This is a genomic window from Streptomyces spororaveus, from assembly GCF_016755875.1.
Classification (GTDB): domain Bacteria; phylum Actinomycetota; class Actinomycetes; order Streptomycetales; family Streptomycetaceae; genus Streptomyces; species Streptomyces spororaveus.
In genome coordinates, this window is sequence record NZ_BNED01000005.1 from 4,809,207 (window position 1) to 4,832,505 (window position 23,299).

The 23,299-nt window shown below is 74.1% G+C and carries 24 protein-coding genes; 11 read left to right on the plus strand and 13 right to left on the minus strand.

All coding sequences use genetic code 11. The annotated features are described in order from the left end of the window. Positions 1–91 precede the first annotated feature (91 nt). On the plus strand, positions 92–1,012 hold the full coding sequence (locus Sspor_RS24170; protein ID WP_202200988.1) for an ATP-binding cassette domain-containing protein: 921 nt from the start codon (positions 92–94) through the stop codon (positions 1,010–1,012). Beyond that, entirely contained in the window at positions 1,009–1,833 is an 825-nt protein-coding gene (locus Sspor_RS24175) for an ABC transporter permease (RefSeq protein WP_202200989.1), read from the plus strand. Before Sspor_RS24170 ends, Sspor_RS24175 begins: the two co-directional genes overlap by 4 nt. A 17-nt stretch (positions 1,834–1,850) precedes the next feature. On the opposite strand, the gene Sspor_RS24180 is transcribed toward Sspor_RS24175, so the two are convergent. The 5 genes from Sspor_RS24180 to Sspor_RS24200 form a co-directional block, all read right to left on the minus strand. Further along, the gene (locus tag Sspor_RS24180; protein WP_202200990.1) at positions 1,851–2,234 is read right to left on the minus strand and encodes a hypothetical protein; all 384 of its coding nucleotides are present in this window, start codon (positions 2,232–2,234) and stop codon (positions 1,851–1,853) included. A gap of 52 nt (positions 2,235–2,286) precedes the next feature. After that, positions 2,287–2,829, minus strand: a complete 543-nt coding sequence (locus Sspor_RS24185; RefSeq protein ID WP_202200991.1) for a hypothetical protein — start codon at positions 2,827–2,829, stop codon at positions 2,287–2,289. 44 nt (positions 2,830–2,873) lie between these two features. Then, positions 2,874–4,430, minus strand: coding sequence for a PTS transporter subunit EIIC (locus tag Sspor_RS24190; protein ID WP_202200992.1), 1,557 nt, complete (start codon positions 4,428–4,430; stop codon positions 2,874–2,876). Between the two features lie 63 nt (positions 4,431–4,493). Beyond that, on the minus strand, positions 4,494–5,429 hold the full coding sequence (gene murQ / locus Sspor_RS24195) for an N-acetylmuramic acid 6-phosphate etherase (RefSeq protein WP_202200993.1): 936 nt from the start codon (positions 5,427–5,429) through the stop codon (positions 4,494–4,496). 85 nt (positions 5,430–5,514) lie between these two features. Then, a complete protein-coding gene (locus Sspor_RS24200; protein WP_202200994.1) occupies positions 5,515–6,504 on the minus strand; it encodes a MurR/RpiR family transcriptional regulator in 990 nt (329 codons plus the stop codon). A gap of 101 nt (positions 6,505–6,605) precedes the next feature. Here Sspor_RS24200 and Sspor_RS24205 point away from each other — a divergent pair, with 101 nt between their 5' ends. Both Sspor_RS24205 and Sspor_RS24210 read left to right on the plus strand, forming a co-directional pair. Next, entirely contained in the window at positions 6,606–6,980 is a 375-nt protein-coding gene (locus Sspor_RS24205) for a DUF8819 family protein (RefSeq protein ID WP_030727652.1), read from the plus strand. Between the two features lie 7 nt (positions 6,981–6,987). Next, the gene (locus Sspor_RS24210) at positions 6,988–7,257 is read left to right on the plus strand and encodes a DUF4031 domain-containing protein (protein WP_202200995.1); all 270 of its coding nucleotides are present in this window, start codon (positions 6,988–6,990) and stop codon (positions 7,255–7,257) included. Positions 7,258–7,259: 2 nt separating this feature from the next. Here the strand turns inward: Sspor_RS24210 and Sspor_RS24215 are convergent, their stop codons facing one another. From Sspor_RS24215 to Sspor_RS24225, 3 genes are all read right to left on the minus strand, one after another. Then, positions 7,260–8,489, minus strand: a complete 1,230-nt coding sequence (locus Sspor_RS24215) for a serine hydrolase domain-containing protein (protein ID WP_202200996.1) — start codon at positions 8,487–8,489, stop codon at positions 7,260–7,262. A gap of 113 nt (positions 8,490–8,602) precedes the next feature. Further along, positions 8,603–9,844 (minus strand): Cmx/CmrA family chloramphenicol efflux MFS transporter, encoded by a 1,242-nt coding sequence (locus Sspor_RS24220; RefSeq protein WP_202203827.1) that lies wholly within the window; start codon positions 9,842–9,844, stop codon positions 8,603–8,605. A gap of 54 nt (positions 9,845–9,898) precedes the next feature. Next, the gene (locus Sspor_RS24225) at positions 9,899–10,591 is read right to left on the minus strand and encodes an HD domain-containing protein (RefSeq protein ID WP_202200997.1); all 693 of its coding nucleotides are present in this window, start codon (positions 10,589–10,591) and stop codon (positions 9,899–9,901) included. Between the two features lie 122 nt (positions 10,592–10,713). Between Sspor_RS24225 and Sspor_RS24230 the strand changes: the two genes are divergently transcribed. Beyond that, positions 10,714–11,400 (plus strand): copper homeostasis protein CutC, encoded by a 687-nt coding sequence (locus tag Sspor_RS24230; protein ID WP_202200998.1) that lies wholly within the window; start codon positions 10,714–10,716, stop codon positions 11,398–11,400. A gap of 117 nt (positions 11,401–11,517) precedes the next feature. On the opposite strand, the gene Sspor_RS24235 is transcribed toward Sspor_RS24230, so the two are convergent. Both Sspor_RS24235 and Sspor_RS24240 read right to left on the minus strand, forming a co-directional pair. Further along, positions 11,518–13,602, minus strand: a complete 2,085-nt coding sequence (locus Sspor_RS24235; RefSeq protein ID WP_202200999.1) for a HelD family protein — start codon at positions 13,600–13,602, stop codon at positions 11,518–11,520. 215 nt (positions 13,603–13,817) lie between these two features. Then, the gene (locus Sspor_RS24240) at positions 13,818–14,291 is read right to left on the minus strand and encodes a hypothetical protein (RefSeq protein WP_202201000.1); all 474 of its coding nucleotides are present in this window, start codon (positions 14,289–14,291) and stop codon (positions 13,818–13,820) included. A 217-nt stretch (positions 14,292–14,508) separates the two neighbouring features. Between Sspor_RS24240 and Sspor_RS24245 the strand changes: the two genes are divergently transcribed. Continuing rightward, positions 14,509–14,688 (plus strand): hypothetical protein, encoded by a 180-nt coding sequence (locus tag Sspor_RS24245; RefSeq protein ID WP_202201001.1) that lies wholly within the window; start codon positions 14,509–14,511, stop codon positions 14,686–14,688. Between the two features lie 47 nt (positions 14,689–14,735). Beyond that, positions 14,736–15,503, plus strand: a complete 768-nt coding sequence (locus tag Sspor_RS24250; RefSeq protein ID WP_202201002.1) for a glycosyltransferase 87 family protein — start codon at positions 14,736–14,738, stop codon at positions 15,501–15,503. Here Sspor_RS24250 and Sspor_RS24255 read toward each other — a convergent pair. Continuing rightward, the gene (locus Sspor_RS24255; protein ID WP_189735079.1) at positions 15,461–17,104 is read right to left on the minus strand and encodes a DNA repair helicase XPB; all 1,644 of its coding nucleotides are present in this window, start codon (positions 17,102–17,104) and stop codon (positions 15,461–15,463) included. The genes Sspor_RS24250 and Sspor_RS24255 overlap by 43 nt on opposite strands. Before the next feature lie 80 nt (positions 17,105–17,184). Further along, positions 17,185–17,802 carry a TetR/AcrR family transcriptional regulator gene (locus tag Sspor_RS24260; protein ID WP_202203828.1) on the minus strand — a complete coding sequence of 206 codons (618 nt, stop codon included), beginning with the start codon at positions 17,800–17,802 and terminating at the stop codon, positions 17,185–17,187. 68 nt (positions 17,803–17,870) lie between these two features. Between Sspor_RS24260 and Sspor_RS24265 the strand changes: the two genes are divergently transcribed. The 3 genes from Sspor_RS24265 to Sspor_RS24275 all read left to right on the plus strand — a co-directional run bounded on the left by Sspor_RS24265 (position 17,871) and on the right by Sspor_RS24275 (position 19,681). Further along, positions 17,871–18,431 carry a peroxiredoxin-like family protein gene (locus Sspor_RS24265; RefSeq protein ID WP_202201003.1) on the plus strand — a complete coding sequence of 187 codons (561 nt, stop codon included), beginning with the start codon at positions 17,871–17,873 and terminating at the stop codon, positions 18,429–18,431. Then, complete coding sequence (locus Sspor_RS24270) at positions 18,428–18,919, plus strand: N-acetyltransferase (RefSeq protein ID WP_237403999.1); 492 nt, start codon at positions 18,428–18,430, stop codon at positions 18,917–18,919. Before Sspor_RS24265 ends, Sspor_RS24270 begins: the two co-directional genes overlap by 4 nt. A 219-nt stretch (positions 18,920–19,138) precedes the next feature. Then, positions 19,139–19,681 (plus strand): DoxX family protein, encoded by a 543-nt coding sequence (locus tag Sspor_RS24275; RefSeq protein ID WP_202201004.1) that lies wholly within the window; start codon positions 19,139–19,141, stop codon positions 19,679–19,681. Between the two features lie 28 nt (positions 19,682–19,709). Here the strand turns inward: Sspor_RS24275 and Sspor_RS24280 are convergent, their stop codons facing one another. Continuing rightward, the gene (locus Sspor_RS24280) at positions 19,710–22,196 is read right to left on the minus strand and encodes a helicase-associated domain-containing protein (protein ID WP_202201005.1); all 2,487 of its coding nucleotides are present in this window, start codon (positions 22,194–22,196) and stop codon (positions 19,710–19,712) included. Between the two features lie 86 nt (positions 22,197–22,282). Here Sspor_RS24280 and Sspor_RS24285 point away from each other — a divergent pair, with 86 nt between their 5' ends. After that, entirely contained in the window at positions 22,283–23,296 is a 1,014-nt protein-coding gene (locus tag Sspor_RS24285) for a hypothetical protein (protein ID WP_202201006.1), read from the plus strand. Positions 23,297–23,299: the final 3 nt, after the last annotated feature.

Genomic DNA, 23,299 nt, shown 5'->3' on the forward strand with positions numbered 1-23,299 from the left:
CGGGGGCTTACACCCGCGGGGTGAGCCGGCCGGGGGATTGCCGTCCACGGCCCCATGTCCGGAGGGTGGTCCTCCCGACAGTGTGGGTGCCGTGATCGAAGTCAACGAACTCACCAAGCGCTACGGCGGCAGGACGGCCGTCGACCATCTGACCTTCACCGTGCGGCCGGGCCGGGTCACCGGATTCCTCGGCCCCAACGGAGCCGGCAAGTCCACCACCCTGCGGATGATCCTCGGCCTGGACGCGCCCACCACCGGCTCCGCCACCGTCAGCGGTGTCCCCTTCCACCACCACCGGCGCGGGCTCCGGCACGTCGGCGCCCTCCTCGACGCCGGACAGGTCCACGGCGGACGCAGCGCCGCCGCCCACCTGTCCGCCCTGGCCCGCAGCAACGGCATCGCGCGGCGCCGGGTGGACGAGGTGCTTCAGGAGGTGGGGCTGGCCGAGGCGGCGAAGCGCCGCATCGGCGGATTCTCCCTCGGCATGAAGCAGCGGCTGGGAATCGCCACCGCCCTGCTCGGCGACCCGCCCGTGCTCATGTTCGACGAGCCGATCAACGGTATGGACCCGGAGGGCGTGCTCTGGGTACGCCGGCTGTTCCGGCGGCTGGCCGCCGAGGGGCGCACCGTCTTCCTCTCCAGCCACCTGATGTCGGAAATGGAGAACACCGCCGACCAGCTGGTCGTCATCGGCCGGGGCCGCCTCGTCGCCGCCGAGTCGGTACGGGACTTCGCGGCGCGCAGCACCCGTAGCAGCGTCGTGGTGGGGACACCACAGACCGCCGAACTGGCAGCCGTGCTGACCGCTGCGGGCGCGGCGGTCGAGCCGGAAGGCCCGGCGGGCGCCGCGAGGCTCGCCGTGACCGGGCTCCCGGCGGACCGGATCGGAGCGCTCGCCTTCGAGCACCGCATCCGGGTGGACGAGCTGACCACCCGCAGCGCCTCACTGGAGGCGGCCTTCATGGAACTCACCGCCGACAGCGTCGAATACCAGGCAGGAGAGGCCCGATGACCACGCTCGCCTCCGTCCCCCCGGCCGCCCCCGTCACCGGGCCGTCCGCCCGCTTCGGCGACCTGGTCGCCTCCGAGTGGATCAAAATGCGGTCCCTGCGCTCCACGCCGTGGACGATCGCCCTCACCGTCCTGTTCGTCATCGGGTCCTCCGCCGTGACCACGCTCGCGGGCGGCACCGACCGTTCCGGCCCTGCCGTCTTCCTGCCCTACGCCGCCTATCCGCCGGCCGGCTACTGGACGCTGATACTCGTCGCCGGCAGCGTCGGCGCCCTCACCGTGGTGAGCGAGTACGGCAGCGGCCTGATCCGCACCACCACCGTGGCCGTCCCCGCCCGCGGCTCGGTGGTGCTGGCCAAGGCGGCCGTCACCGCCGTGCTGTGGACGGCGGTCGGCGCGGTCGTCTCCACCGGTTCCTTCCTGGTCTCCCAGGCCGTCCTCGGCGGGCGGCACGCCGGGGTTCCGCTCACCCACCCCGGTGTGCTCCGGGCGCTGGTGGCATCCGCGTTGCTGGCCCCGGTCTGCGCACTGATCGGACTGGGCCTCGGCGTCCTGATCCGGCACAGCGCCGCGACCATGGTCACCACGGTCTTCATCCTGCTGATGCTGCCCCCCATGTTCTCGGAGGGCGAGCGCTGGTCGGCGGACGTCAACCACGCGATGGTGTCGGCCGCCTGGAAGCGCCTGGTCCAGGACTGGGAGCCGGACCCGGGAGCCCTCGGTCACGCCGCCACGGTCTCCGGCTCCTGGACCGTGTACCTGCTCTGGCCGGTGATCGCGGTCGCCGTCGCCGTGCTCGTCGTGCGGCGCCGTGACGTATGAGCGTGTCCCCTTTACGGTCAGGCCGCTGCCGCGCGCATGCGCATGCGCAGGAACAGCGCGTAGGGCGAGTCCGAGGCGAAGGTCTGGCGGTGCAGCGGCTCCGGGACGCGGGGGCCCCAGAGCCAGACGATGTCGCAGCCGTAGCAGAACGCCGCTTCGTAGAGGGGCGTCGCGGCCGCCTCGGCGTAGGCGCGGATGCCCCAGCCGGGGGCGAACCCGCACAGGGTGAGGCCGGCGGAGGGGATCTTCCGTACGGCCGCGAGCATCTCCGCGACGGCGGGACCCTCCCAGTGCCCCACGACGGGCCCGGTCATCGGGTCGCCGTGCCGCTCGGGACCGGCGGTGATGCGTACGACGTCGATACGGACCGTGGCGGCGACGGCGTCGGCGGGGAGCTGCATCCGCACAGCATGGCGGGCCGGACCGGGCCCGTCGGCGGCGGGGCGGGGCGGCTCAGAGCCGGTGGTGGATCAGGCGGCAGCGGGGGCCGAGGCGGGTGTGGAGCTCGCGGAGGAAGGCGTCGCCGAGCGGCGGCCAGTTGGTGAAGCGCACGGCGAGGTGGGAGACGAGCACGGCCCACTGGCCGGTCCAGTCGCCCAGGAGCGCGGCGGCCCCGCAGTGTGCGCAGGTCACGAGGGGCTCCTCCCGGTCGAACCAGGTCCGGATCAGCACGGTGTGCGCGTCCTCGTCGAGCGGGACGGCGCAGTGCGGGCAGCCCGGCGGGGTGTAGTTCCCGCCGGGGTGGTGGATCCGGCGCTGGTCGAGGAGGTCGACGCCGTCGCCGACGGCGTCGTCGGGGGCGTGGCGGCGGTCGGCGAGGGCCGCCTGGGCGGCGGGTCCGGGGACGTACGGGCTCGGGCGCCAGAGCGGGTCGGGGCGGTCCTCGGGCCGGATGACGCCCTGGTCGAGGAGCCAGGCGGCGGTGGCGGCCGCTCGCGCGGGGGCTTCCCGGGCGGGGACGGTCAGCTCCGCGACGATGATCGCGCTGTCGCTCATGGCCGCGATCGTAGTGCCGGGGTGCCGGGGGCCGGCCGTCCCGTTCAGCGGGTGAGTACGGAGGGATCCGCGGGCTCGGGACCGGCGGCCGGTCCCGGGGCGGCGGGTGTGCCGGGCCGGTCCGCCGGGGTCGCCCGGGGTTCGTCCTCGCTGCGGTTGAGCGCTGCGTACTGGGCGCGGCTGAAGCCGAAGAAGTAGGTGGCGGCGAAGCCCACCAGGTAGCCGACCAGCAGGCCGCCCGCATAGATCGCGAGGGTGGTGCCCGCTCCGGCGCGGCCGTCGAGCAGCGGGAACAGGGCCCAGCCCGAGGGGCCGATGGCGGTGGAGCCGAAGGCGACGCCCAGTTGGTGGAAGAGGCCGACGAAGGCGCCGCCGGCCGCGCCGCCGATGCAGGCGGTGACGAAGGGGCGGCCGAGCGGCAGGGAGACGCCGTAGATCAGCGGTTCGCCGATACCCAGGAAGCCGGCCGGGAGCGCGGACCTGACGGTGGCGCGCAGTGAGCCGTTGTGCGGGAGGCGGTAGTAGACGGCGATGGCCGCGCCGACCTGGCCGGCGCCCGCCATGGCGAGGATGGGCAGCAGGACGGTGTAGCCGTCCTGCTCGATGAGGGTGGTGTGGATGGGGATCAGGGCTTGGTGCAGGCCGAGCATGACGAGGGGGAGGAAGAGGCCGCCCAGGACCAGGCCCGCGAAGGCGCCGCCACTGGAGAGGAGCCAGTTCGCGAAGGTGCCGATGGCGGTGGAGGCCTCGCCGGCGAGGAACATCAGGCCGAAGAGGGTGACCAGGCCCGAGATCAGCACGGTGAGGGTGGGGGTGACGAGGACGTCCAGGGCCTCGGGGACCCACCTGCGGCACCACTTCTCCACGTGGACGGCGAGCAGGGCGGCGGCGAGCGCGCCGAGGACGCCGCCCTGGCCGGGCTTGAGCTCCAGGCCGAAGGCGTCGATCTTCGCGACGCCCGGGAAGACGATGACCGCGGCGACGGCGCCGCCGAGGACGGGCGTGCCGCCGAACTCCTTGGCCGTGTTGTGGCCGACGAAGACGGCGATCAGGGACATGAAACCGGCCGAGATCGCGGCGAGGGCGGGGACGACGGAGGGAACCCAGCCGAGGTTCGTCAGCAGGCCGTTCAGGCCGGCGATGATGCCGCAGCCGATCAGCGCCGGGATCAGCGGGACGAAGATGTTCGCGATCCGGCGCAGGAACAGCTTGAAGGGCGTGGCGTTCCTGGCCTTCTGAGCCTGTTTCAGCGCCGCGCCCTGGGCGGCGAGGTCGTCCGCGGTGATCGCGCCGGAGGCGGCCGGGGCGGCCGGGGCGGCCGGTGTGGCCGGGGTGGCCGCGCGGGCCTCTTCGACGAGTGCCTCGAACTCCGGGGTCACGCGGGCGACGGCCCCCGGGCCCAGCACGATCTGGTACGTGGCGTCCTCGACCACGCCGAGGACCGCCGGGAGGGCGCGCAGGGCCTCGTCCTGGACCAGCGAGCGGTCGCGCAGCGTGAGGCGCAGTCGGGTCATGCAGTGCGCGATCGAGGAGATGTTGTCCGGGCCGCCGACCAGCGGAAGGATCGCGGCGGCTGTGGCGCGGTGCTTGTCAGTGGACATAGGGGATCGCCTTGGCTCGGTGACGGGGGCAGGGGTCGGGGAGTCGGGGGTCGAGGGGCGCGCTCAGCGGGCGGGGGCGAGGGCGAGTTCGAGGGCGGCGCGCAGGTGGCCCTGGGAGGCGGTGAGCAGTTCGGCGGCCTTCGGGCCGTCGACTCCGCCGAGGACGACGAGTACGGCGTTCTTGACCTCGCCGCCGGTGGCGGTCAGGGCGGCCTCGATCTCCTCGTCGGGCGCGCCGGTGGCCAGCGCCACGATGCGGCGGGCGCGGGCGCGCAGCTTCTCGTTCGAGGAGCGCATGTCGACCATGAGGTTCCCGTACGTCTTCCCGAGGCGGATCATCGTGATGGTCGAGATGAGGTTGAGGACGAGCTTCTGCGCGGTGCCGGCCTTCAGGCGGGTGGAGCCGGTGAGGAGTTCGGGTCCGACGACGACCTCGATGCCGTGGTCGGCCGCCGCGGCGAGGGCGGATCCCGCGTTGCAGGAGAGCCCGACGGTGAGCGCGCCGCGGCTACGGGCGAACTCGACCGCGCCGATCGCGTACGGGGTGCGGCCGGAGGCGGAGATGCCGACGACCGCGTCGTGCGGCCCGAGGTCCAGGGCGGTGAGGTCCTCGGCGGCCAGTTCCTTCGAGTCCTCGGCGCCTTCGACGGCCTTGACCATGGCGGACGGGCCACCGGCGATCAGGCCGACCACGTCGGCCGGGTCGGTGTTGAAGGTCGGCGGGCACTCGCTGGCGTCCAGGACGCCCATCCGGCCCGCGGTGCCGGCGCCCGCGTAGACCAGCCGGCCGCCGCGGGCCATCCGCTCGGCGATGGCGTCCACGGCGGCGGCGATCCGTGGCAGCTGCCCGGCGACGGCGGCCGGGACGGTGGCGTCCTCGGCGTTCATGGTGCGGGCGATGTCGAGGGTGGAGAGCCGGTCGATCTCGGCGAGTTCCGGGCGGAAGGCCTCGGTGGTGAGGCTGTCCAGCTGGGCGCGGAGTTCTTCGTACGCGGTCATGTGGGTCCCTGGCGGGTGCGGGTGCGGGTGCGGGTGGTGCGCGGGCTGGGCTTCGAGATCGGGGCTCCGCCCCGGACCCCGCTCCTCAAACGCCGGAGGGGCTGGACGGGGAGGGGCTGGATCTGCCGGTGTGGCGGTGGGCCAGGGCCTCGTACGAGGCGGCCAGGGCGGGGGCGGCGGTTTCGTAGGTCTGCTGCGCGACGCCGACGAAGAGGCAGTCGACGACGAGGAGCTGGCTGGTGCGGCTGGACATGGCAGCGGGGCGCAGCCGCGTCTCGCGGGCGGCGGAGGTGGCCAGTACGAGGTCGGCGTGGCGGGTGACGGGGCTGTTCGGGCCGCCGGTGAGGGCGAGGGTGGTGGCGCCGCGCTCGAAGGCGGTGCGCAGCGGTTCGATGACGTCGCCGGTGGTGCCGGAGTGGGTGATCGCGACGGCGACGTCGCCGGGGCGGAGCTGGACGGCGTTGGTGACGGCCAGGTGGGGGTCGCTGTGGGCGTGCGCGAGGAGGCCGATGCGCAGCAGCTTCTGGGCGAGGTCCTGGCCGACGAGGGCGGAGGCCCCGACGCCGTAGATGTCGATGCGGCGGGCGGTGGCGAGCGCGGTGACGGCGGCGGCGAGCTGGGTGAGGTCGAGCGCGGCGGCGGTGTCGGTGAGGGTCTGCGCCTCCTCGTGGGCCAGCTTGGCGACGACGTCCGCGAGCGGGTCGTCGACGGCTATGTCGACGGTGACGGTGGGGGCGGCGCCGGATTCCTGCTGGGCGGCGAGGGCGGCGAGCGCGAGGCGCAGGTCGCGGTAGCCGGGGTAGCCGAGGAGGCGCGCGGTGCGGACGACGGTGGCCTCGCTGGTGCCGGTGTGCTCGGCGAGGGCGGAGACGGTGAGCCGGGAGCATGCGGCGGGGTCGGCGGCGACGGCGTCGGCGACGGCCTGCACGGAGCGGGTGAGGGAGGGGCCGAGGCTGCGGATCCGGGCCCGGAGGGCGTGGGGCGGGGGAGCCGGGGCCGGGTCGGGCCTCTCGGCGGGGCCTGCGGCGGCGGGCAGGGACGCGCGGCTGGCAGTTTCCTTCATGTTCTGGCTCATTCCTGAAACTTATTTTCAGGGCGATGCCCGGTCAATCCGCCATTGGGCCCTCGCGAAAGTGGGCCTTCAGCGCCGGGCCCTCGCGGGTCCACAATGGGCGCATGGACCACGCGACCCCCCTGGAGCAGGCGCTGCACGTCGCGCGCGCACTTGTTCTCGCCGATCTCGCCGCGGGCGAGGTCGCCGACGCCGATGTCGTCTCCCTCGTCGAGGACTCGGTCACGCACCGCCGGTGGTGGGTGGAGCAGTGGCCGGAGGGTGTCGACTACCTTGCCGGACTCGTCGCACAGGATGTGAAGGACGCGCTGCTGGAGAAGTACGGACGATGGCCGCTGTGCCCGGTCTGCAACCACGGCGAACCGCACGCGCTGGACGTGGAGCCGGAGCTGGGACCGGACCCGCACTGGGTGTGCTCGGAGGCGGGCGTGAAGGTGGCCGCGATCGGCGGCCTGGGCCCGGTCTTCGGCCTCCGGTGAGCCGCCGGTGACCGTCTACATCGACCCGCCGACCTGGCCGGGTCATGGCCGCATGTGGTCGCACCTGGTCAGCGACGTCTCGTACGAGGAGCTGCACGCCTTCGCCGCGGGCATCGGATGTCCGCCGCGGGCCTTCGAGCGGGACCACTACGACGTGCCGTCGTACCGCTACGCGGCCGCGGTCGGCGCCGGTGCGGTGGAGATCGGCAGCAAGGAACTCGTCCGCCGCCTCACCGCGGCGGGCCTGCGCCGCCCGAAGGGCCGGCCGGCGGCCTAGGCCTAGGAGCTCGGGGTCGGGGCCGGAGGTGCGGACGGCTCCGGGACGGTGTTGGGGTGGGCCGCGGGAGGGAGCTCCCAGACGTGGTCCGGGGTCGCGATCTTGGTGACCGTGTTGGCGATGAGGGAGCTCAGGTTGCCGAACTTCCCGTCGACGTCGGAGTTCACCACGATCACCAGGGTGGCGCGGGCCTGCGGGAGCCGGACGGCGATGGTCTCGTAGCCGGGCAGCTCGCCGTTGTGGCCGATCCAGCCGTCGAGCTCGGCGATGCCGAGCCCGTAGCCGATGTCGGGGTACCCGGTGGGCAGCATGCGCAGCCGCTGGGCCTGGGTGCCCGGCTCCAGCAGGCGGTCGCCGTCGGGCAGCTTCCCGGTGACCAGGGCCGGGACCCAGGCGTGCAGGTCGTCGATGGTGGAGATCGTCGCGCCGGCCGCCCAGGCCCAGGACGGATTCCAGGTGGAGGCGTCGACGGTCGCGCCGTCCGGGGTGAAGTTCGTGTAGCCGTGCACGTACGGGGAGGCGATCTCCGCGCCGGTCGGCAGCGAGGTCGCGTCCAGGCCGGCCGGTTCGAGGACGTGCTGCTGGAGGTAGGTGTGCAGGGGCTGGCCGCCGACCTTCTCGACGAGCAGGCCGAGCAGCACGGTGTTGGTGTTGGAGTACTCCCAGCGCGTGCCCGGCGGGAAGTTGGCAGGGTGCCGGAAAGCGGTGTCCAGCAGCTCCTGCGGGGTCCAGGCGCGGTGCGGGTCGGCCTTGTAGGCGTCCAGCAGGCGCGGGTCCTCGGTGTAGTTGAAGAGGCCGCTGCGCATGTCGGCGAGCTGCCGGACGGTGATCTCGTCGCCGCCGGGCACGCCGTCGAGGTACGTCGAGATCGGCGCGTCGAGCCGTACCTTCCCGTCGTCGACGAGCTGGAGGACGGCGGTGACGGTGAAGGTCTTGGTGACGCTGCCGATGCGGGTGTGCATGTCGGTCTTGATGGGGACGCCGGTGGCCTTGTCGGCGGTGCCGAAGGCGCGTACGTAGGGGGCCTCGCCGTCGATCCACAGGCCGACGCCCACACCGGGGATGGCGGCCTTGTGCATGGCCGCGGTGATCGCGTCGTCGAGCCGCCCGGCGGTCACGGGGTCGATGTCGACGCGGCCCTGCGGGGCGGCGGCGGGGGCCTGGCCCGCGCACAGTGCGGTCAGCAGCAGCGAGGCGGCTGCCAGGACGGTGGGCGTCCGGTACCGGCCCATGGAGGATCACCTCTGGCAGACGTCCCCGCCGGTGACGGCGAGCGGTCTCCGGATCCCCGAGCGGACCTTCCCATCGTAGGAACCGGGGCCGGGGGCGGCGACCGGGGCCGCGGTCACGCGCGGGCGGGCTCCTCGACGGGGGTCGTCGCGGCGGTGGCCGTCGCGGCGGCGGTGCCGCCTCCGGCGACCACACGGGTGGTGTGCGGGCGCGTACGGCGGTCCAGGCGCAGGGCGAGGACGGTCAGGGCGATCGCGGTGACGGTCATGGCGGCGCCCGCCCAGGCGGTGGCGGCGAAGCCCAGGCCGACGTCGATGACGGTGCCGCCGAGCCAGGGGCCACCGGTGTTGCCGAGGTTGAAGGCGGCCGTGGTGGTGGCGCCGGCCAGGGTCGGGGCGGCGCCGGCCACGTTGAACATGCGGGCGTTGAGCGCCGGGGCGGTGAAGAAGGCCGAGAAGCCGAGGAGGAACGCGAGGGCGATCGCCGCGGCGGCGGTGGAGGCCAGCAGGGCCAGCGCGGTGAGGAAGACGGTGGAGGCGGTGATGCCCCAGATCATCACGCCGAACAGGTGCGCGTCGGCGACCCGGCCGCCGACGGTGGTGCCGGCGAGCGCGCCGATGCCGAAGAGGCCGAGGATCCACGGGACCCACCGCGAGTCCAGCCCGGCCACGTCCGTGAGCAGCGGTGACAGGTAGCTGAAGGCGCAGAAGACACCGCCCGCGGCCAGCGCGGTGATACCGATGGAGAGCCACACCTGGCGGTCGCGGTAGATGCGCAGCTCGCGCCCCAGCGAGGGCTTCTCGGCGGGCAGCGGGATCTTCGGGATCAGTGCCAGGATGCCGACGAGGGCGATCGCGGAGGCGGCGGCGACCGACCAGAAGGCGGAGCGCCAGCCCAGGTGCTCGCCGAGGAAGGCGCCGGCGGGGACGCCGAGGACGTTCGCGATCGACAGACCGCCGATCATGACGGCCATCGCGCGGGCCCGCTGGTCCTTGTCGACCATGGCGATGGCGACGGCCGCGCCCACGGCCCAGAAGCCGGCGCAGGCGAACGCGGAGACCACGCGGGAGGCGAAGAGGAGCTCGTACGAGGGGGCCAGCGCGCCCGCGACCTGCCCGAGGCCGAAGAGGCTGATGAGAGCGATGAGGGTGGTGCGGCGGGGGAGCCGCAGGGTGGCCACGGCCAGGAGCGGTGCGCCCACGACCATGCCGATCGCGAACGCGGATATGAGCAGGCCCGCCTGCGGGATGGTGACGCCCATGTCCTCGGCGATGGGCGGCAGCAGCCCGGAGAGCATGAATTCACTGGTGCCGAGCGCGAACACGGACAGTCCGAGGACGTAGACGGAGACGGGCATGCGGGGGCGTTCGGCTGAAGCGGGCATGACTGTCACCAACCAGCGCGAACGCGATCAAATTCCCCGAGGTGTTTCCGGTGCCGTGAGGGCGGCGAGCTCCGCGGCGAGGTTGGCCCGGGCCGGGGCCTCCCAGTGCGCGGCTCCGTAGGGGGTGCGGAAGAGCCTCGGCAGGTCGAGCAGCTGGCGCAGTACGGCGGCTCGGCCGGTGCGGAAGGCGTCGTCCGGGACGAAGCCGTACTCGGCGCGGACGGCGGCCGCGTAGGCGGCGTAGGCGTCGGGTGCCCCGGCGAGGACGGCCAGGTCGGCGTCGCAGAGGGCCTCGCCGTCGGTGTCGCCGGGGGCGGGGTCGTGGGTGACGGTGAGCCGGACCAGGCGGGCCACCTCGGCGGTGCGCGCGGGGTCGATGCCGAGCTCGGGGAGGGCGCGCTCGGCCAGGGCGGCGCTGCGCTCCTCGTTCTCGGACCGGTCGGGGCGGTAGACGGCGTCGTGGAACCAGGCGGCGAGCCGGACGGCGGCCGGATCGGCGGCGTGCGGGGCCAGTACGTCGATCCGTGCGAGTACGTCGGCCAGGTGGGCGGTGGTGTGGTAGCGGCGCTGCGGCTCCGCCCAGGCGGTGAGGAGCCGGTCGGCGTAGGGCGCGGGATCGCGGTCGGCGGGGGCTCCGGCCGCGGTGACGGCCGCCTGCCAGCGGGCCCGCAGGTCGGCGGTGTCCGGGTGGGTGTCGCTGCTCTGGGTGCCTGTGTCCATGGGCACATTGTGGGGTGGCGTGATTGTGCTGGTGAAGGGCGGGCGGAGGCCCGTATTCTGAATATTGGACTAGACCTATTTTCCGGAGTTTTCCCGAGCGTTCCGAAGAAGGATGGGATCGAATGAGCAACCGTGCGCTCCTGGAGGTGATCGCCCTCGACGTGGAGGACGCGGTCGCGGCCCAGGCCGGTGGGGCGGACCGACTCGAGCTGGTCACCGACATGGCCGCCGACGGGCTCACCCCGCCGCGCGAGACCTTCGCGGCGATCAGGGCGGCGGTCGACATCCCGCTGCGCGTGATGCTCCGCAAGGCGGACGGTTTCGCGGCCGGCGACGTGTCCGTCCTGGTTCGGGCGGCACGGGAACTGCGGGCGGAGGGCGCGCGGGAGTTCGTCCTCGGCTTCCTGGACGCCGACGGCGCCCCCGACCTGGCCGCCGTCGAGGCGGTCGTCGCGGAGCTGGACGGCTGCCGCTGGACCTTCCACCGGGCGATCGACCGCGCGGCGGACCGGGACCAGCTGCGCAAGGCCCTGGCGGACCTGCCCGGGCTGGACACGTACCTCACGGCGGGCTCGGCGGCGGGGGTGGAGGCCGGGCTGCCGGTGCTGCTGGCGGAGGCGGCGCGGGGTGGTGAGCCGGGGTACGGGCCGCGGATCCTGGTGGGCGGCGGGCTGACGCTCGCGCACGTGCCGGTGCTGCGCGCGGGCGGGATCGACGCCTTCCACATCGGCGGCGCGGCCCGTCCCTCCGGATGGAGCCGCCCCGTCTCGGCGGCGGCCGTCGCGGAGTGGCGCACCGCCCTGTCCTGACGGGGGCGCTGCCCCCGGCCCCCCGCTCCTCAAATGCCGCAGGGGCTGGAACATCCAGCCTCGCCGACGTTTGAGGCGCGGGGTCCGGGGCGGCGCCCCAGGAAGCGGACCCGCAGGTCAGGGCAGCAGTGCCTCGGGCAGGGCCGCCGTGTGCACCACGGAGAGGCCCGAGACCGCGCGGGTGAGGCAGACGTAGAGCCGGCGCAGGCCCGTCCGCTCGTCCGGCTCGCCGTCCACGATCGCCGCGGGCTCGTCCAGGACCACGTAGTCGTACTCCAGGCCCTTCGCCAGCGACGCCGGCACGAGCGTCAGCCGGGACTCGGCGGTCGTCTCCTCGCCGGGGGACAGGTACGGCAGGCCCGCCGCCAGCAGGGCCTCGCCCAGGACGGGGATCCGCGCGTCCGCCGCGATCAGCCCGATCGAGCCCTCGAACGCCAAGGAGTCCCGGCACGCGCCGACCACCTCCGCGTCGAGATCCGCGCTCTCCACGATCCGCAGCGAGCCCGGGGTCTCGCGCACGGAGGACACCGGGGCCAGGCCGGGGGAGATCGACGGCAGCAGCCGGGAGGCGTAGGCGATCACCTCGCGCGGCACGCGGAAGCCCGCCGTCAGCTCCTCCAGCACCGCCTGCGGCTTGCCCAGGTGCGTGAGGGCCTCGTCCCAGCTGCGCGTGGCCCACGGCGTGGTGCCCTGCGCCAGGTCGCCGAGGACCGTCGCCGAGCCGGTCGTGCAGCGCCGTCCCACGGCCCGGTACTGCATCGGGGAGAGGTCCTGCGCCTCGTCGAGGACCACGTGGCCCAGCGAATGCGTCCGTTCCACCAGGTCGGCCGCCTCGTCGATCAGGACCAGGTCCGCCGCCGACCACTTCGCCGACTTCACGCTCCGGAACGGCTTCGGCCACAGGAGCAGCTTCTGCTCGTCCTCCGTGAGGACGTCCGCCGCGTGCAGCGCGAGGAACCCGGGATCGGACAGCAGGCGCAGGACCAGCTTCGCCGGTTCGACCGGCGGCCAGATCTCCTTGACCGCCGCCTTCACCGCCGCGTTGCGGGCCACCGCGTCCTGCACCCGGTCGTCGGGGGCCTCGCCCGCCTGCTCCATCCTGACGAGCACCGCGTGCGCGATGCGCTGCGGCAGGGCCTCCCGGGCCGCGCCGTAGCGGATGTCGCGCTTCTGCAGCTCCTCGACCATCTCCTCCAGCTCGTACGCCGGTACCCGCCAGCGGCGCGAGCCGCGGACCACCATCAGCGGCTCCGTGGGGCGCGTGACGTGCGAGCGGACGGCGCGGTCCAGCACCACCGCCATCCGGGCGTCGCCCTTGACCACGGCGGTCTCGGCGGCGTCCGTGCCGCGAACCTCCAGGCCGGCGCGGGCGACCAGGTCGTCCACGGTGGCCTGCTTGACCTCCAGCTCGCCCAGGGCCGGCAGGACCTGCTCGATGTAGTGCAGGAAGGAACGGTTCGGCCCGATGACGAGCGTGCCCGTGCGGGCGAGGCGGTCCCGGTGCGCGTAGAGCAGGTACGCGACCCGGTGCAGGCCGACCGCGGTCTTGCCGGTGCCGGGGCCGCCCTGCACGCAGACGGAACCGGACAGGCCGGAGCGGACGATCTCGTCCTGCTCGGGCTGGATCGTCGCGACGATGTCGCGCATGGGGCCGACGCGCGGCCGCTCGATCTCCTGCTGGAGCAGCTTGCTGACCGCGGCCGCCTCGCCGGGGTCGGACAGGTGCTCGTCCTCGTACGCCGTCAGTTCGCCGCCGGTGTAACCGAAGCGCCTGCGCAGCGCGATGTCCTGAGGGTCGGTCTTGGAGGCCCGGTAGAACGGCTGGGAGACGGGCGCGCGCCAGTCGATGACCATGGGGTCGCCGTCGGCGTCGTGGACGTGCCGGCGGCCGATGTAGAACTGCTCGCCCTCCGCGCCCTCGGCGAGCTCCGCGCCCGGTGCGTGCAGGTAGTTGAGGCGGCCGAAGAAGAGCGGGGTGTGGGCGAGGTCGGCGAGGGCTTTGATGCGGTCGTCGATCTGGGCCTGGAGGACGATCGCGTTGACCCAGTTCGCGGTGACGTCGCGGATGTCGAGGGACTCGACGTCCTCGCGCATGGCGCGCAGGGCCGAACGCGAGGCGGTGAGGTGGGCCCGTTCGCGGCCCAGCGGGTCGGTGGGCGCGGACGGGTCGTCGTACGTGGTCTCGGGGGCGTGCGCGGGCACGGAACTGCCTCCAGCTGCTGGATGCGGAACAGATGGCCCGCCGGTTTCCGGCCGGAGGGCGGCTCTCCCCGATGAGGCGGCGGGAGGCGGCAAGAGCGGAGATTCTAGCCACCGGGGCGGTGCGGCGCGAACGAATTTATCCGGGGCGGGGATCACGAGGCCAAGGGGGCCAAGGGGACCCAGGGCGCCTGGGTGCCAGGGGGGGGCTGGAGGGATCAGGGGATCTTGAGGGAGTCGATGAGCTGCTGGTGCATTCCGTTCAGCTCCTTCTTGTCCGCCTCAAGACCGAGCGTCATGGCCAGGACCAGGTGGTCGTCGTCGGAGATGAGCCGGATGAAGCCGACCGTGGACTCGTCGCCGTTCTTGCCGGAGAGCCTCGCATCGAGGACCGGGCGGCCGTCCACCGTCGACTTGCGGACGTCATGACTGGTCACGGTCCCGAGGCCGACCAGGCTGAACGCGTCGACGAAGCCCTGCAGCTGCTCGTCCAGCGGATAGCGGTCGCCCGGCATGTCGTACACGGAGAAGCCGGAGGCTCCGGCCGTGACCGTGGCGAGGTACTGCGGGGCGGCGTACGCGTCGACGGCCGCGGCGGCAGGTCCGGCGGGGGACGTCAGCAGGGCTCCTGTGGCCAGGGCCGTCGACACGCAGAGCAGCGCGAGGCGATGCGTCCGGGAACGGTGGGTCATGCGGATCACTCCCCTGGCGTCGTCGCCGGTACCGCGGACCTTCCCAGGCTCCGTCCCGACCGGCACCCGTGCATCCGGACGGGTGTCGTACCGGGGAGTGTCAGACCTTGGTAGCCACCCCTAGGGGTGCGCATGCGACGGGAGGAGGACTCCGGGAGCCGTGAGGTTCCCTCCCGGGAGCGATGTGCGGGACGGCGCGGAAACGCACCATGGATCCATGAGCCCCGCAACCTTCACCTCGATCCAGGGCAGCCGTCCTAGCGGCGCCGACTCCGACTCCCTTCCGCGCAACGGCTTCGGCGGCATGCTGCGCGCCGTCAAGATCTTCGCGGCGACCGCCGTGAGCGTCGTCGTCCTCGGTGAGTACTCCGAGGACGCGGGCGTCATACGCCACTGACCTCGGGCCCCGCGCGGCACGTCCACTGATCCACTAGGGTCACGCGGGTGACCCGGAGTACCGTTCCCAGCCACTCACCGTCGTCGTTCGCCGGTGTGCTGCTGACCGGCTCGCTGCTGGTGCTGGGCGTTCTCTGCATCGCCCTGCGCATCCCGGTGGCCGACGCCCTCGTCCAGGGTTTCTCCGCCGCCGAGTGGGGGCCGCCCACCACGTATCCGCCGTTCGCGGCGATCCTCTTCACGCCCGCCGCGTGGCTGCCGAGCGGCGCGCTGAAGGCCGTCCTCGTCCTCGGCAACGCCGGCCTGCTCGCCCTGCTGATCACGCTGTCCTGCCGCCTCGCGGGACTTCGGTCCCGGCCCGGGCCCGTGCTGGCCGCCACCATCGCCGGGCTGTGGCTGCAGCCGCTGTTCCAGGCACCGCTGCCCGGTCTGATCAACCTGGCTCTCGCCTGCCTGGTCCTGTGGGACCTCGGCCGGCCCCGTTCCGCCCTCGGCAAGGGCTTCGCGCTGGGCGTCGCCGCCGGGATCACCCTCGCCCCGGCGGCCATCGCCGCCTACCTCCTGCTGACCCGCCGCGTCCGCGCCGGGCTCACCGCGCTGGCGGCCTCGGCCGGGACCGCCCTGCTCGGGCTGCTGGTCCTGCCGGAGGCCTCCGCCGCGTTCTGGACCCGGCACCTGGCCGACGCGGCCCGGGCCCTCGTGCTCGACTGGCCGCCGCTGTGGGTCTGGTGCGCCCCGTTACTGGCCGTCCTGACCGCCCGCGCCTGCCGGAGTCAGTCGCTGGCCAGCAGCTCGTCGGCGTCCATGATCCGGTAGGCGTACCCCTGCTCGGCGAGGAACCGCTGGCGGTGCGCCGCGAAGTCCTGGTCGATCGTGTCGCGCGCGACGACCGAGTAGAACCGCGCCTCGTGGCCGTCCGCCTTCGGCCGCAGCACGCGGCCCAGGCGCTGGGCCTCCTCCTGGCGGGAGCCGAAGGTGCCCGACACCTGGATGGCGACGGTGGCCTCCGGCAGGTCGATGGAGAAGTTCGCGACCTTCGAGACGACCAGCACGCTGATCTCGCCCTCGCGGAAGGCGTTGAAGAGCTTCTCGCGCTGCGCGTTGGACGTCTCGCCCTTGATGACGGGGGCGTCCAGGTGCTCGCCGAGCTCGTCGAGCTGGTCGATGTACTGCCCGATGACGAGGGTCTGCTCACCGCGGTGCTTGGCGACCAGGGCCTCGGTGACCTTCCGCTTCGTCGCCGTCGTCGCGCAGAAGCGGTACTTCTCCTCCGTCTCGGCGGTCGCGTACGCGAGCCGCTCCGACTCCGTCAGATTGACCCGGACCTCCACGCAGTCGGCGGGCGCGATGTAACCCTGCGCCTCGATCTCCTTCCACGGGGCGTCGAACCGCTTCGGCCCGATGAGCGAGAAGACGTCCGACTCCCGCCCGTCCTCGCGCACCAGCGTCGCGGTCAGGCCGAGCCGGCGCCGTGCCTGCAGGTCGGCGGTGAACTTGAAGACCGGCGCGGGCAGCAGGTGCACCTCGTCGTAGACGATCAGGCCCCAGTCGCGGGAGTCGAAGAGCTCCAGGTGCGGGTAGACGCCCTTCCGCTTCGTCGTCAGGACCTGGTAGGTGGCGATGGTGACGGGCCGGATCTCCTTGCGCGTACCGGAGTACTCGCCGATCTCGTCCTCCGTCAGCGAGGTCCGCTTGACCAGCTCGTGCTTCCACTGGCGGGCGGAGACGGTGTTCGTCACCAGGATCAGCGTCGTCGCCTTGGCCATCGCCATGGCCCCGGCGCCGACCAGCGTCTTGCCGGCGCCGCAGGGCAGGACGACCACACCGGAGCCGCCGTGCCAGAAGCCTTCGACGGCCTGCTGCTGGTACGGGCGCAGCGCCCAGCCGTCCTCGGCGAGCTCGATCGGGTGCGCCTCGCCGTCCACGTAACCGGCGAGGTCCTCGGCGGGCCAGCCCAGCTTGAGCAGGGTCTGCTTGATCTGCCCGCGCTCGGAGGGGTGCACGGCCACGGTGTCGGCGTCGAGCCGCGCGCCGACGAGCGGGGCGACCTTCTTGGACCGCAGGATCTCCTCCAGCACCGGCCGGTCGGTGCTGGTCAGCACCAGCCCGTGCACGGGGTGCTTGGAAAGGGTCAGGCGGCCGTAGCGCGCCATGGTCTCGGCGACGTCGACGAGGAGCGCGTGCGGGACGGGGTAGCGGGAGTACTCGACGAGCGCGTCGACGACCTGCTCGGCGTCATGCCCGGCGGCCCGGGCGTTCCACAGCCCGAGCGGGGTGATCCGGTAGGTGTGGATGTGCTCCGGGGCCCGCTCCAGCTCGGCGAAGGGGGCGATGGCGCGCCGGGCGGCTCCGGCGAGCTCGTGGTCGACTTCGAGGAGGAGGGTTTTGTCGCTCTGGACGATGAGTGGACCATTCACGCGCGGCGCCCCGTTTCATTCAGGTCAAACCTCCAGTGTGCCGTACGGGGCGGAGGCTGGGAACACGGCGCTTCGGAGGGTCAGCGGCCCAGACCGGCCAGCAGCATGGCGAGGCCGCCGTGGAACTCGCGGTCCGGGGTGAGGGAGCGGGCGCCGAGGGCGGCCTCGGTCATGTAGGGGAACTCGTCCGCCGGGAGTTCGGCGATCGCGGCGGTGCCCGCGCCGGAGAGGGCGCCGAGGTGTTCCTGCTGGATCGCGCCGATCACATAGGCGAGCAGGGTCCGCAGGGCGATGATCCGCTCCTCGGCCCCGAACCCGGCCTCGCCGAGCACCCCGAGGACGGTCTCGCCCCAGCGCAGCACGCCGGGGGAGCGGTGCCGGTGGCTCATGGTGAGCGGCAGCACGGCGGGGTGCGCGCCGACGGTGTCCCGCATCCGGTCGACGAGGAGGGTGACGCGGGCGCGCCAGGGGCCGGCGGTCAGGGGCGGCGGCGTGCTGTCGACGGCGCCGAGGACGAGTTCGACGACGAGGGCTTCCAGTTCCCCGCGGTCCGCGACGTACCGGTACAGGGCCATGGTGCTGATGCCGAGTTCGACGGCGACGGCGCGCATGGACAGCCCGGACAGGCCCTCACGGTCGATCACGGCGAGGGCCGCGGCGGCCAGTTGGTCCGGGGTGAGTGAGCGGGGGCGCGGCATGGTGTTGACAGCGTACGGCATACGCTTACGCTGTAGGTGTACGGCATACGCCTACAGAGGAGGCCCCAGTGCAGCTCGACACCGGTTCCATCGTCCGTACCCGCACCCTCACCGCCGTCGCGGACGGGGCGCCCGTGGCCGTCCCGGACCCCGGACACCTCGTCCACCTCCAGTTCCGCCGGTTCGCCGGCTGCCCCATCTGCCATCTGCACCTGCGCTCGGTGGTCCGGCGGCACGCCGAGATAGAAGCCGCCGGGATCCGGGAGGTCGTGGTCTTCCACTCCGCCGCCGGTGAACTGCGCGAGCACGTGGCCGACCTGCCCTTCGCCGTGATCGCGGACCCCCGCAAGCGGCTGTACGCGGAGTTCGGCGTGGAGTCGTCCCACCGCGCCCTGCTGGCCGCGCGCGCCTGGCGGGCGATCGCCGTCGGCACGCTCGACATCCTGCGCGGCCGGGCGAAGCCGCCGAAGCTCGTCCAGGGCGGCGGGCGCCTGGGGCTGCCCGCCGACTTCCTGATCGCGCCGGACGGGCGCGTACTGGCCGCCGGGTACGGGGTGCACGCGGACGACCAGTGGCCGGTGGAAAAGCTGCTGGCCCTGGCGGCACAGGCGCGTACCGTCCTGGCATGAGCCATGATCAGCAGCCTCTCGTACCGGCCGACTTCGCGGTGCCGCGGACCCTCGTCGCCGACGGCTTCCGGCTGGAGCCGCTCGGCGCCGAGCACAACGAGCGGGACCTCGCCGCCTGGACCGGGAGCATCGCCCACATCAGGGCGACGCCCGGGTTCGTGGGACGGGGCTGGCCGCCGGTCGCGGGGATGTCCGCCGAGGCGAACCTGGCCGACCTGGTCCGGCACGCGCGGGAGTTCGAGGAGCGCGTCGCCTTCGCCTACAGCCTCCTGGAAGGCGGAGGCGAGGGTGACGGCCAGGGCGAGGGCGACGTGATCGGCTGCCTCTACATCCACGGTTCCCGGGAGGCCCCCGGCCGGGTGTCCGTCAGCCACTGGGTGCGCGCCGACCGGGCCGCGCTGGACACGCGGGTCCACGAGCGGATCACCCACTGGCTCCGCGAGGTGTGGCCCTTCGACGCCGGGCTGGTCGACTACGCCCCCAGGTGAGGCGGGTGGCCGGCGGCGGGGTGTGGTCAGGCGTTCCAGGGCCGAACGGGTAGACGCCGGGGGCCGGGGGGGACGGGAGGCGATGTTGCGGCCCGTCCGGCGCGGCCGGGCGTCCTAGGGTGGCAGCCACCCCAGCCACCCCAGGCACCCCAGGCCCCCAGGCACCCCCACCCAGGCCCCGCAGGCGCCCACCGGCGACGTCGGAACGAACGGACCCTCATGACGCAAGCGCGCTGGGACCAGCCGCTCTTCAGCACCACCTCGGCCCCCGCCACCACCGTCACCCACGACGCCGGCCTGCTCCTGCTCCGGCTCGTCGTCGGCCTCAGCATGGCCGGCCACGGCACGATGAAGCTCTTCGGCTGGTTCGGCGGTCCGGGCCTCACCGCGACCGGCAAGGGCTTCACGATGGCCGGCTACCCCGCCGGGGACGCCATGGCCGTCATCGCCGGCCTCTCCGAGACCCTCGGCGGCCTCGGCCTCGCCCTCGGTCTGCTCACCCCGCTCGCCGGAGCGGCCCTGACCGGTGTCTTCATCAACATCATCGACGTCCGCGGCCTGAGCGCCTACTTCCCGCCCAAAGGCGTGGAACTCGAAGTGGTGCTGTTCGCCGCGGTCATCGCCCTCACCCTCACCGGCCCGGGCCGCTTCTCCGCCGACCACCACCTTCCGGTGCTGCGCGAGAACCGCCCCCGCCACGCCCTGGCCGCCCTGCTGCTGGGCGCCGTCGCCGGCTTCGTCGTCCTGATCGTCCGGGACTGACCCCCGCGCCCCCGGGTGGGGCGCTGCCTCAGAGGTGGTCGTCCGCCAGTTCCGCGACGCCGGTGATCCGGTGCAGCGCGTACGTCCGCACCTCGTCCGCCGTGTGGTCGTAACCCGTGACGAAGCCGCCCTCCACCCGGACCGGCGCGATGACCCGCTGGCTCGCCGCGCCCTCCGCGTTCACGTAGCCGATCCACACCGCCGACCCGGTCAGCGCGGCCGCCTGCACCGTCGCCAGGGTCTCCGCCGCGCTCGTGCGCGGGAGTTCGCCCGGCACCCCGGCGGCGGAGGCCGTCGCGGGCTCCTTGCGCACCGCCGTCGCCGCCACGTCCCCCGCGCGGATCGCCCGTACGGCCGCCGCCAGCAGCGTGGCGTCCGGCACCGGCGGGCCCTCCGGCACCGGTACGGGCGCCGAACGGGCCGGGGTGCGGTGGGCGTCGGCCCGCGCCACCAGCACGTCGCCGGTACGGGACTCCGCGGCCGGCGCGTAGCCCATCGCCCGCAACCCCTCCAGCAGGACCGTCGGATCCGCCTGCGCCGCCAGCACCGTCGGCGCCAGGCGGCGCAGCCCCAGCCCGGCCGAGCGCTTGTCGGCCAGGATCTCGCCCAGCATCGCGTCGTCGTCGCAGCGCACATACGAGGAGGCCGCGCCGACCCGCAGGTGCCCGTGCCGGCGGGCCACGTCGTCGATCAGGTAGGCCAGCGGCTGCGGCACCGGCGTACGGCTGTGCTCCTTGAGGAAGGCGTGCAGGTCGGCGGCCGCGTGCCCGGCGTCCAGGGCCCGGCGCACCGAGCCGGGCGTGAACCGGTACACCGTCGCCCCGCCCTTGGACTCCACGTCCGCGAGCACGGCCAGGGTGTCGCCCAGCGGGCGGCGCAGCGGGCCCGGGGCCACCGCCGTCAGGTCCGCCTGGAGCAGGACGTGGTCCACCGGCTCCGGCAGCAGCGGGGCCAGCAGCGGCGCCGGGTCGCGGTGCTCCAGCAGGGCCCGGCCGGGCCCGGACAGGGCGCCCCGCCCGGTCACGCCGAGGACCTCCGCCTCGGCCAGCGCCCACTGCGCGAGCCGGGCCCGCAGATCGCTCGCACCGCGTACGGGACGCTCCCAGGCGAGCCGCGCCAGCAGCGTCTCCGGATCGGGGGCCCCGCCCTCGGGCAGGTCGCCGAGGAGTTCCAGCACGCGCCGGCGCACCTCGGGGGCGGCGGAGCGGTCGAGTTCGGGGCCGAGGGCGGAGAGCGTGCGGCCCTTGGCGTCCTGCTCGCCGACCAGCGGGGCCGTGCGGGTCGCCGGCAGCCAGGCCGCCGCGAGCGCCGACCAGCGCTCGGCGGGCGGCAGTTCGACCCAGTCGTCGAAGGCGGGGGTGGGCGCGTACCGCTCGTCGGCCTCGCCGTCACTGGCCAGCAGACCGGCCGCGTAGGCCAGTTCCGCCCAGAAGGCCGCCTGCTGCTCGCTCGTGTCCAGCGCCGCCGCGGTCCGCTTCAGGTCCCGTACGGAGAGCCCGCCCGCCCGCAGCACCGGCGGACCGGTGTGCTCCCAGGACTTCACCAGCTCCTCGACGGTGGCCAGCGCGGCCAGCGCCTGCCCGGCGGCGTTCGCGTCCACAAGCTGTGGACGGTGCTCGCGGTGCGCGGGCACCGGCGGGGCCACGGGCGCGGTGTCCCGGTGCGCGAGCCCGCCCCGCAGGTGCAGCGCCACCTCGCGGGGCAGGACCACGGTCCGCGCCGTCGCGGGCAGCAGCAGCCCCCGGTCGCGCAGCCAGCGCACCGGCGGCGTCGGATTCGGGGTGACCTCTCCGTACGGCGGCCCCCACACGAGCCGCCCCAGTACCTGGTGCGCCTCCGCCGGAGCCTCGTCGAGCAGCGCCGACATCCGCTGCGGGTCGGTGAACAGGCCGGTCAGCGCCGCCACCGCGGACACCGGGTCATGGGTGGCGGGCAGCCCGACGGCCGCCACGATCTCCTGCACCCGGGTCGGCGACATCCCGGCGGTGGCCTCGGCGACGGTCGGACCCAGCCCGGTGGGCGAGGGCCGGGACGCGGACGGGGCCAGCAGCTCGCGCGCCGTGCGGACCAGCCGCAGCCGGTCCTCGTCGCCCCACACCAGGGCCTGGTCGCGCAGGGTGGCCAGGGCGTCGGGGAGCGCGGCGCGGGCCCGTTCGTCCTCGCCGCCCGTCAGCAGCCCCTCCAGCACCGGGTACGGGCACGGATCCGGGGCCACCGCGAGCGCCTCGGCGGTCTGCAGGGCGAACCGGTCCAGCCGGTCCAGGGCACGCACCACCGACGCCCGGGTCCCGGCCCGGGTGGCCAGCTGGGTCACGTCGCCCGGAACCGGGCCGAGCAGGTCCGGCCGGGCGCGCAACAGGGCCGCGAGCGCCGCGTCGTCACGGGCGCGCAGCGCCTCGGCGAGTGAGCGCGGGGAGCTTCCCGCCGGGCTCCCGCCGGCGGATCCCGCCGCAGTGCTTGCCTCGGGCACAGTCGCCTCCTGGTCGCGTCGGCCGGTCAGTCGGCCGGTCCCCATCCGGTCAACGGTATCCGCTGTGCCCGCAGCAGCTCCACGGGCGCACGCGCTACCTTCGGAGCAGGGGGTCAGGGAGGAGCCGGGGCGTGGGGATCGAAAGCGACCATCTGGTCTACGAATATCTGAGCCGCGTCGGGGACTTGGCGCAACAGCGGCAGCTGTCCTCCGGCGACCGGATGCGGCTGGTGTCGGGGCTGCGGGACGAGATCGACCGTCGGCGCGCCAAGTACGACCCGGACACCCCCGCCGCCGTACGGCGCATCCTGGAGCGGATCGGTACGCCCGAGGAGGTCCTGGACACCCTCGGCACGCCCGGCTCCCGGCAGGGCGCGGCCGCGGCCCCCGCGGCTGCCGCGCCCGCCGAACCCGGCCTGTCGGTCCCCGTCCAGCGGGGCCCGGGCCGCCTGCGCGGCCGGAACGCGCCCCCGGTGCCCGCGACGGAGCCCGAGAACGTGCCGCCGCACCTGGCCGGGCTGGACGAGCTCGGCCCCTCCGGCGGGGCCGAGCCCGACTGGTGGCGGGTGAGCCCGGGGACGTACGGGGCGGGCCCGCAGGTCGAGGGGTTCGCGGGCGGCATCGAGATCCCGGACCTGTTCAAGGAGGGCCCGGAGGAGGAGCCGGCGGAGGCCGGCAAGGACGGGTCGGCGCCGCCCGCGCAGGACGAGAAGGGCGCGCGGAGCCTCGTACGGTTCCTGCGCGAGCGGCGGCGCGCGAAGAAGGAGGCGGCGGCCGCCGCCGCGCCCGAAGCCGCCGCGGCCGCCGCCCGGCCGCGGCCGAACGCCTTCCTGCTGCTGGCCGCGGCCGTGCTCGTGGTCGGCGTGGTCACCGGCTACTGGCTGCTGCTCGTGGTGGGCTGGCTCCTTCCGTACGCCTCGCGGGTGCTGGGGCCCGCCGAGCGGAAATGGGCGGTCTTCGGCCCGCCCGGCGCCGTGCTCGCCGGTGCGGTGCTGTGGGTGTGGGGCCGGATGAACGGCAAGTGGGGCGAGACCCTGGCCGACGACCAGCTGAGCGGGGCGCTGCACGGGATGTGGCCGTGGGTGCTGCGGGGCGCCGCGCTGGCGTCCGCGCTGTACCTGGTGTGGCGGGCGCGGCGGCGCTAGGCG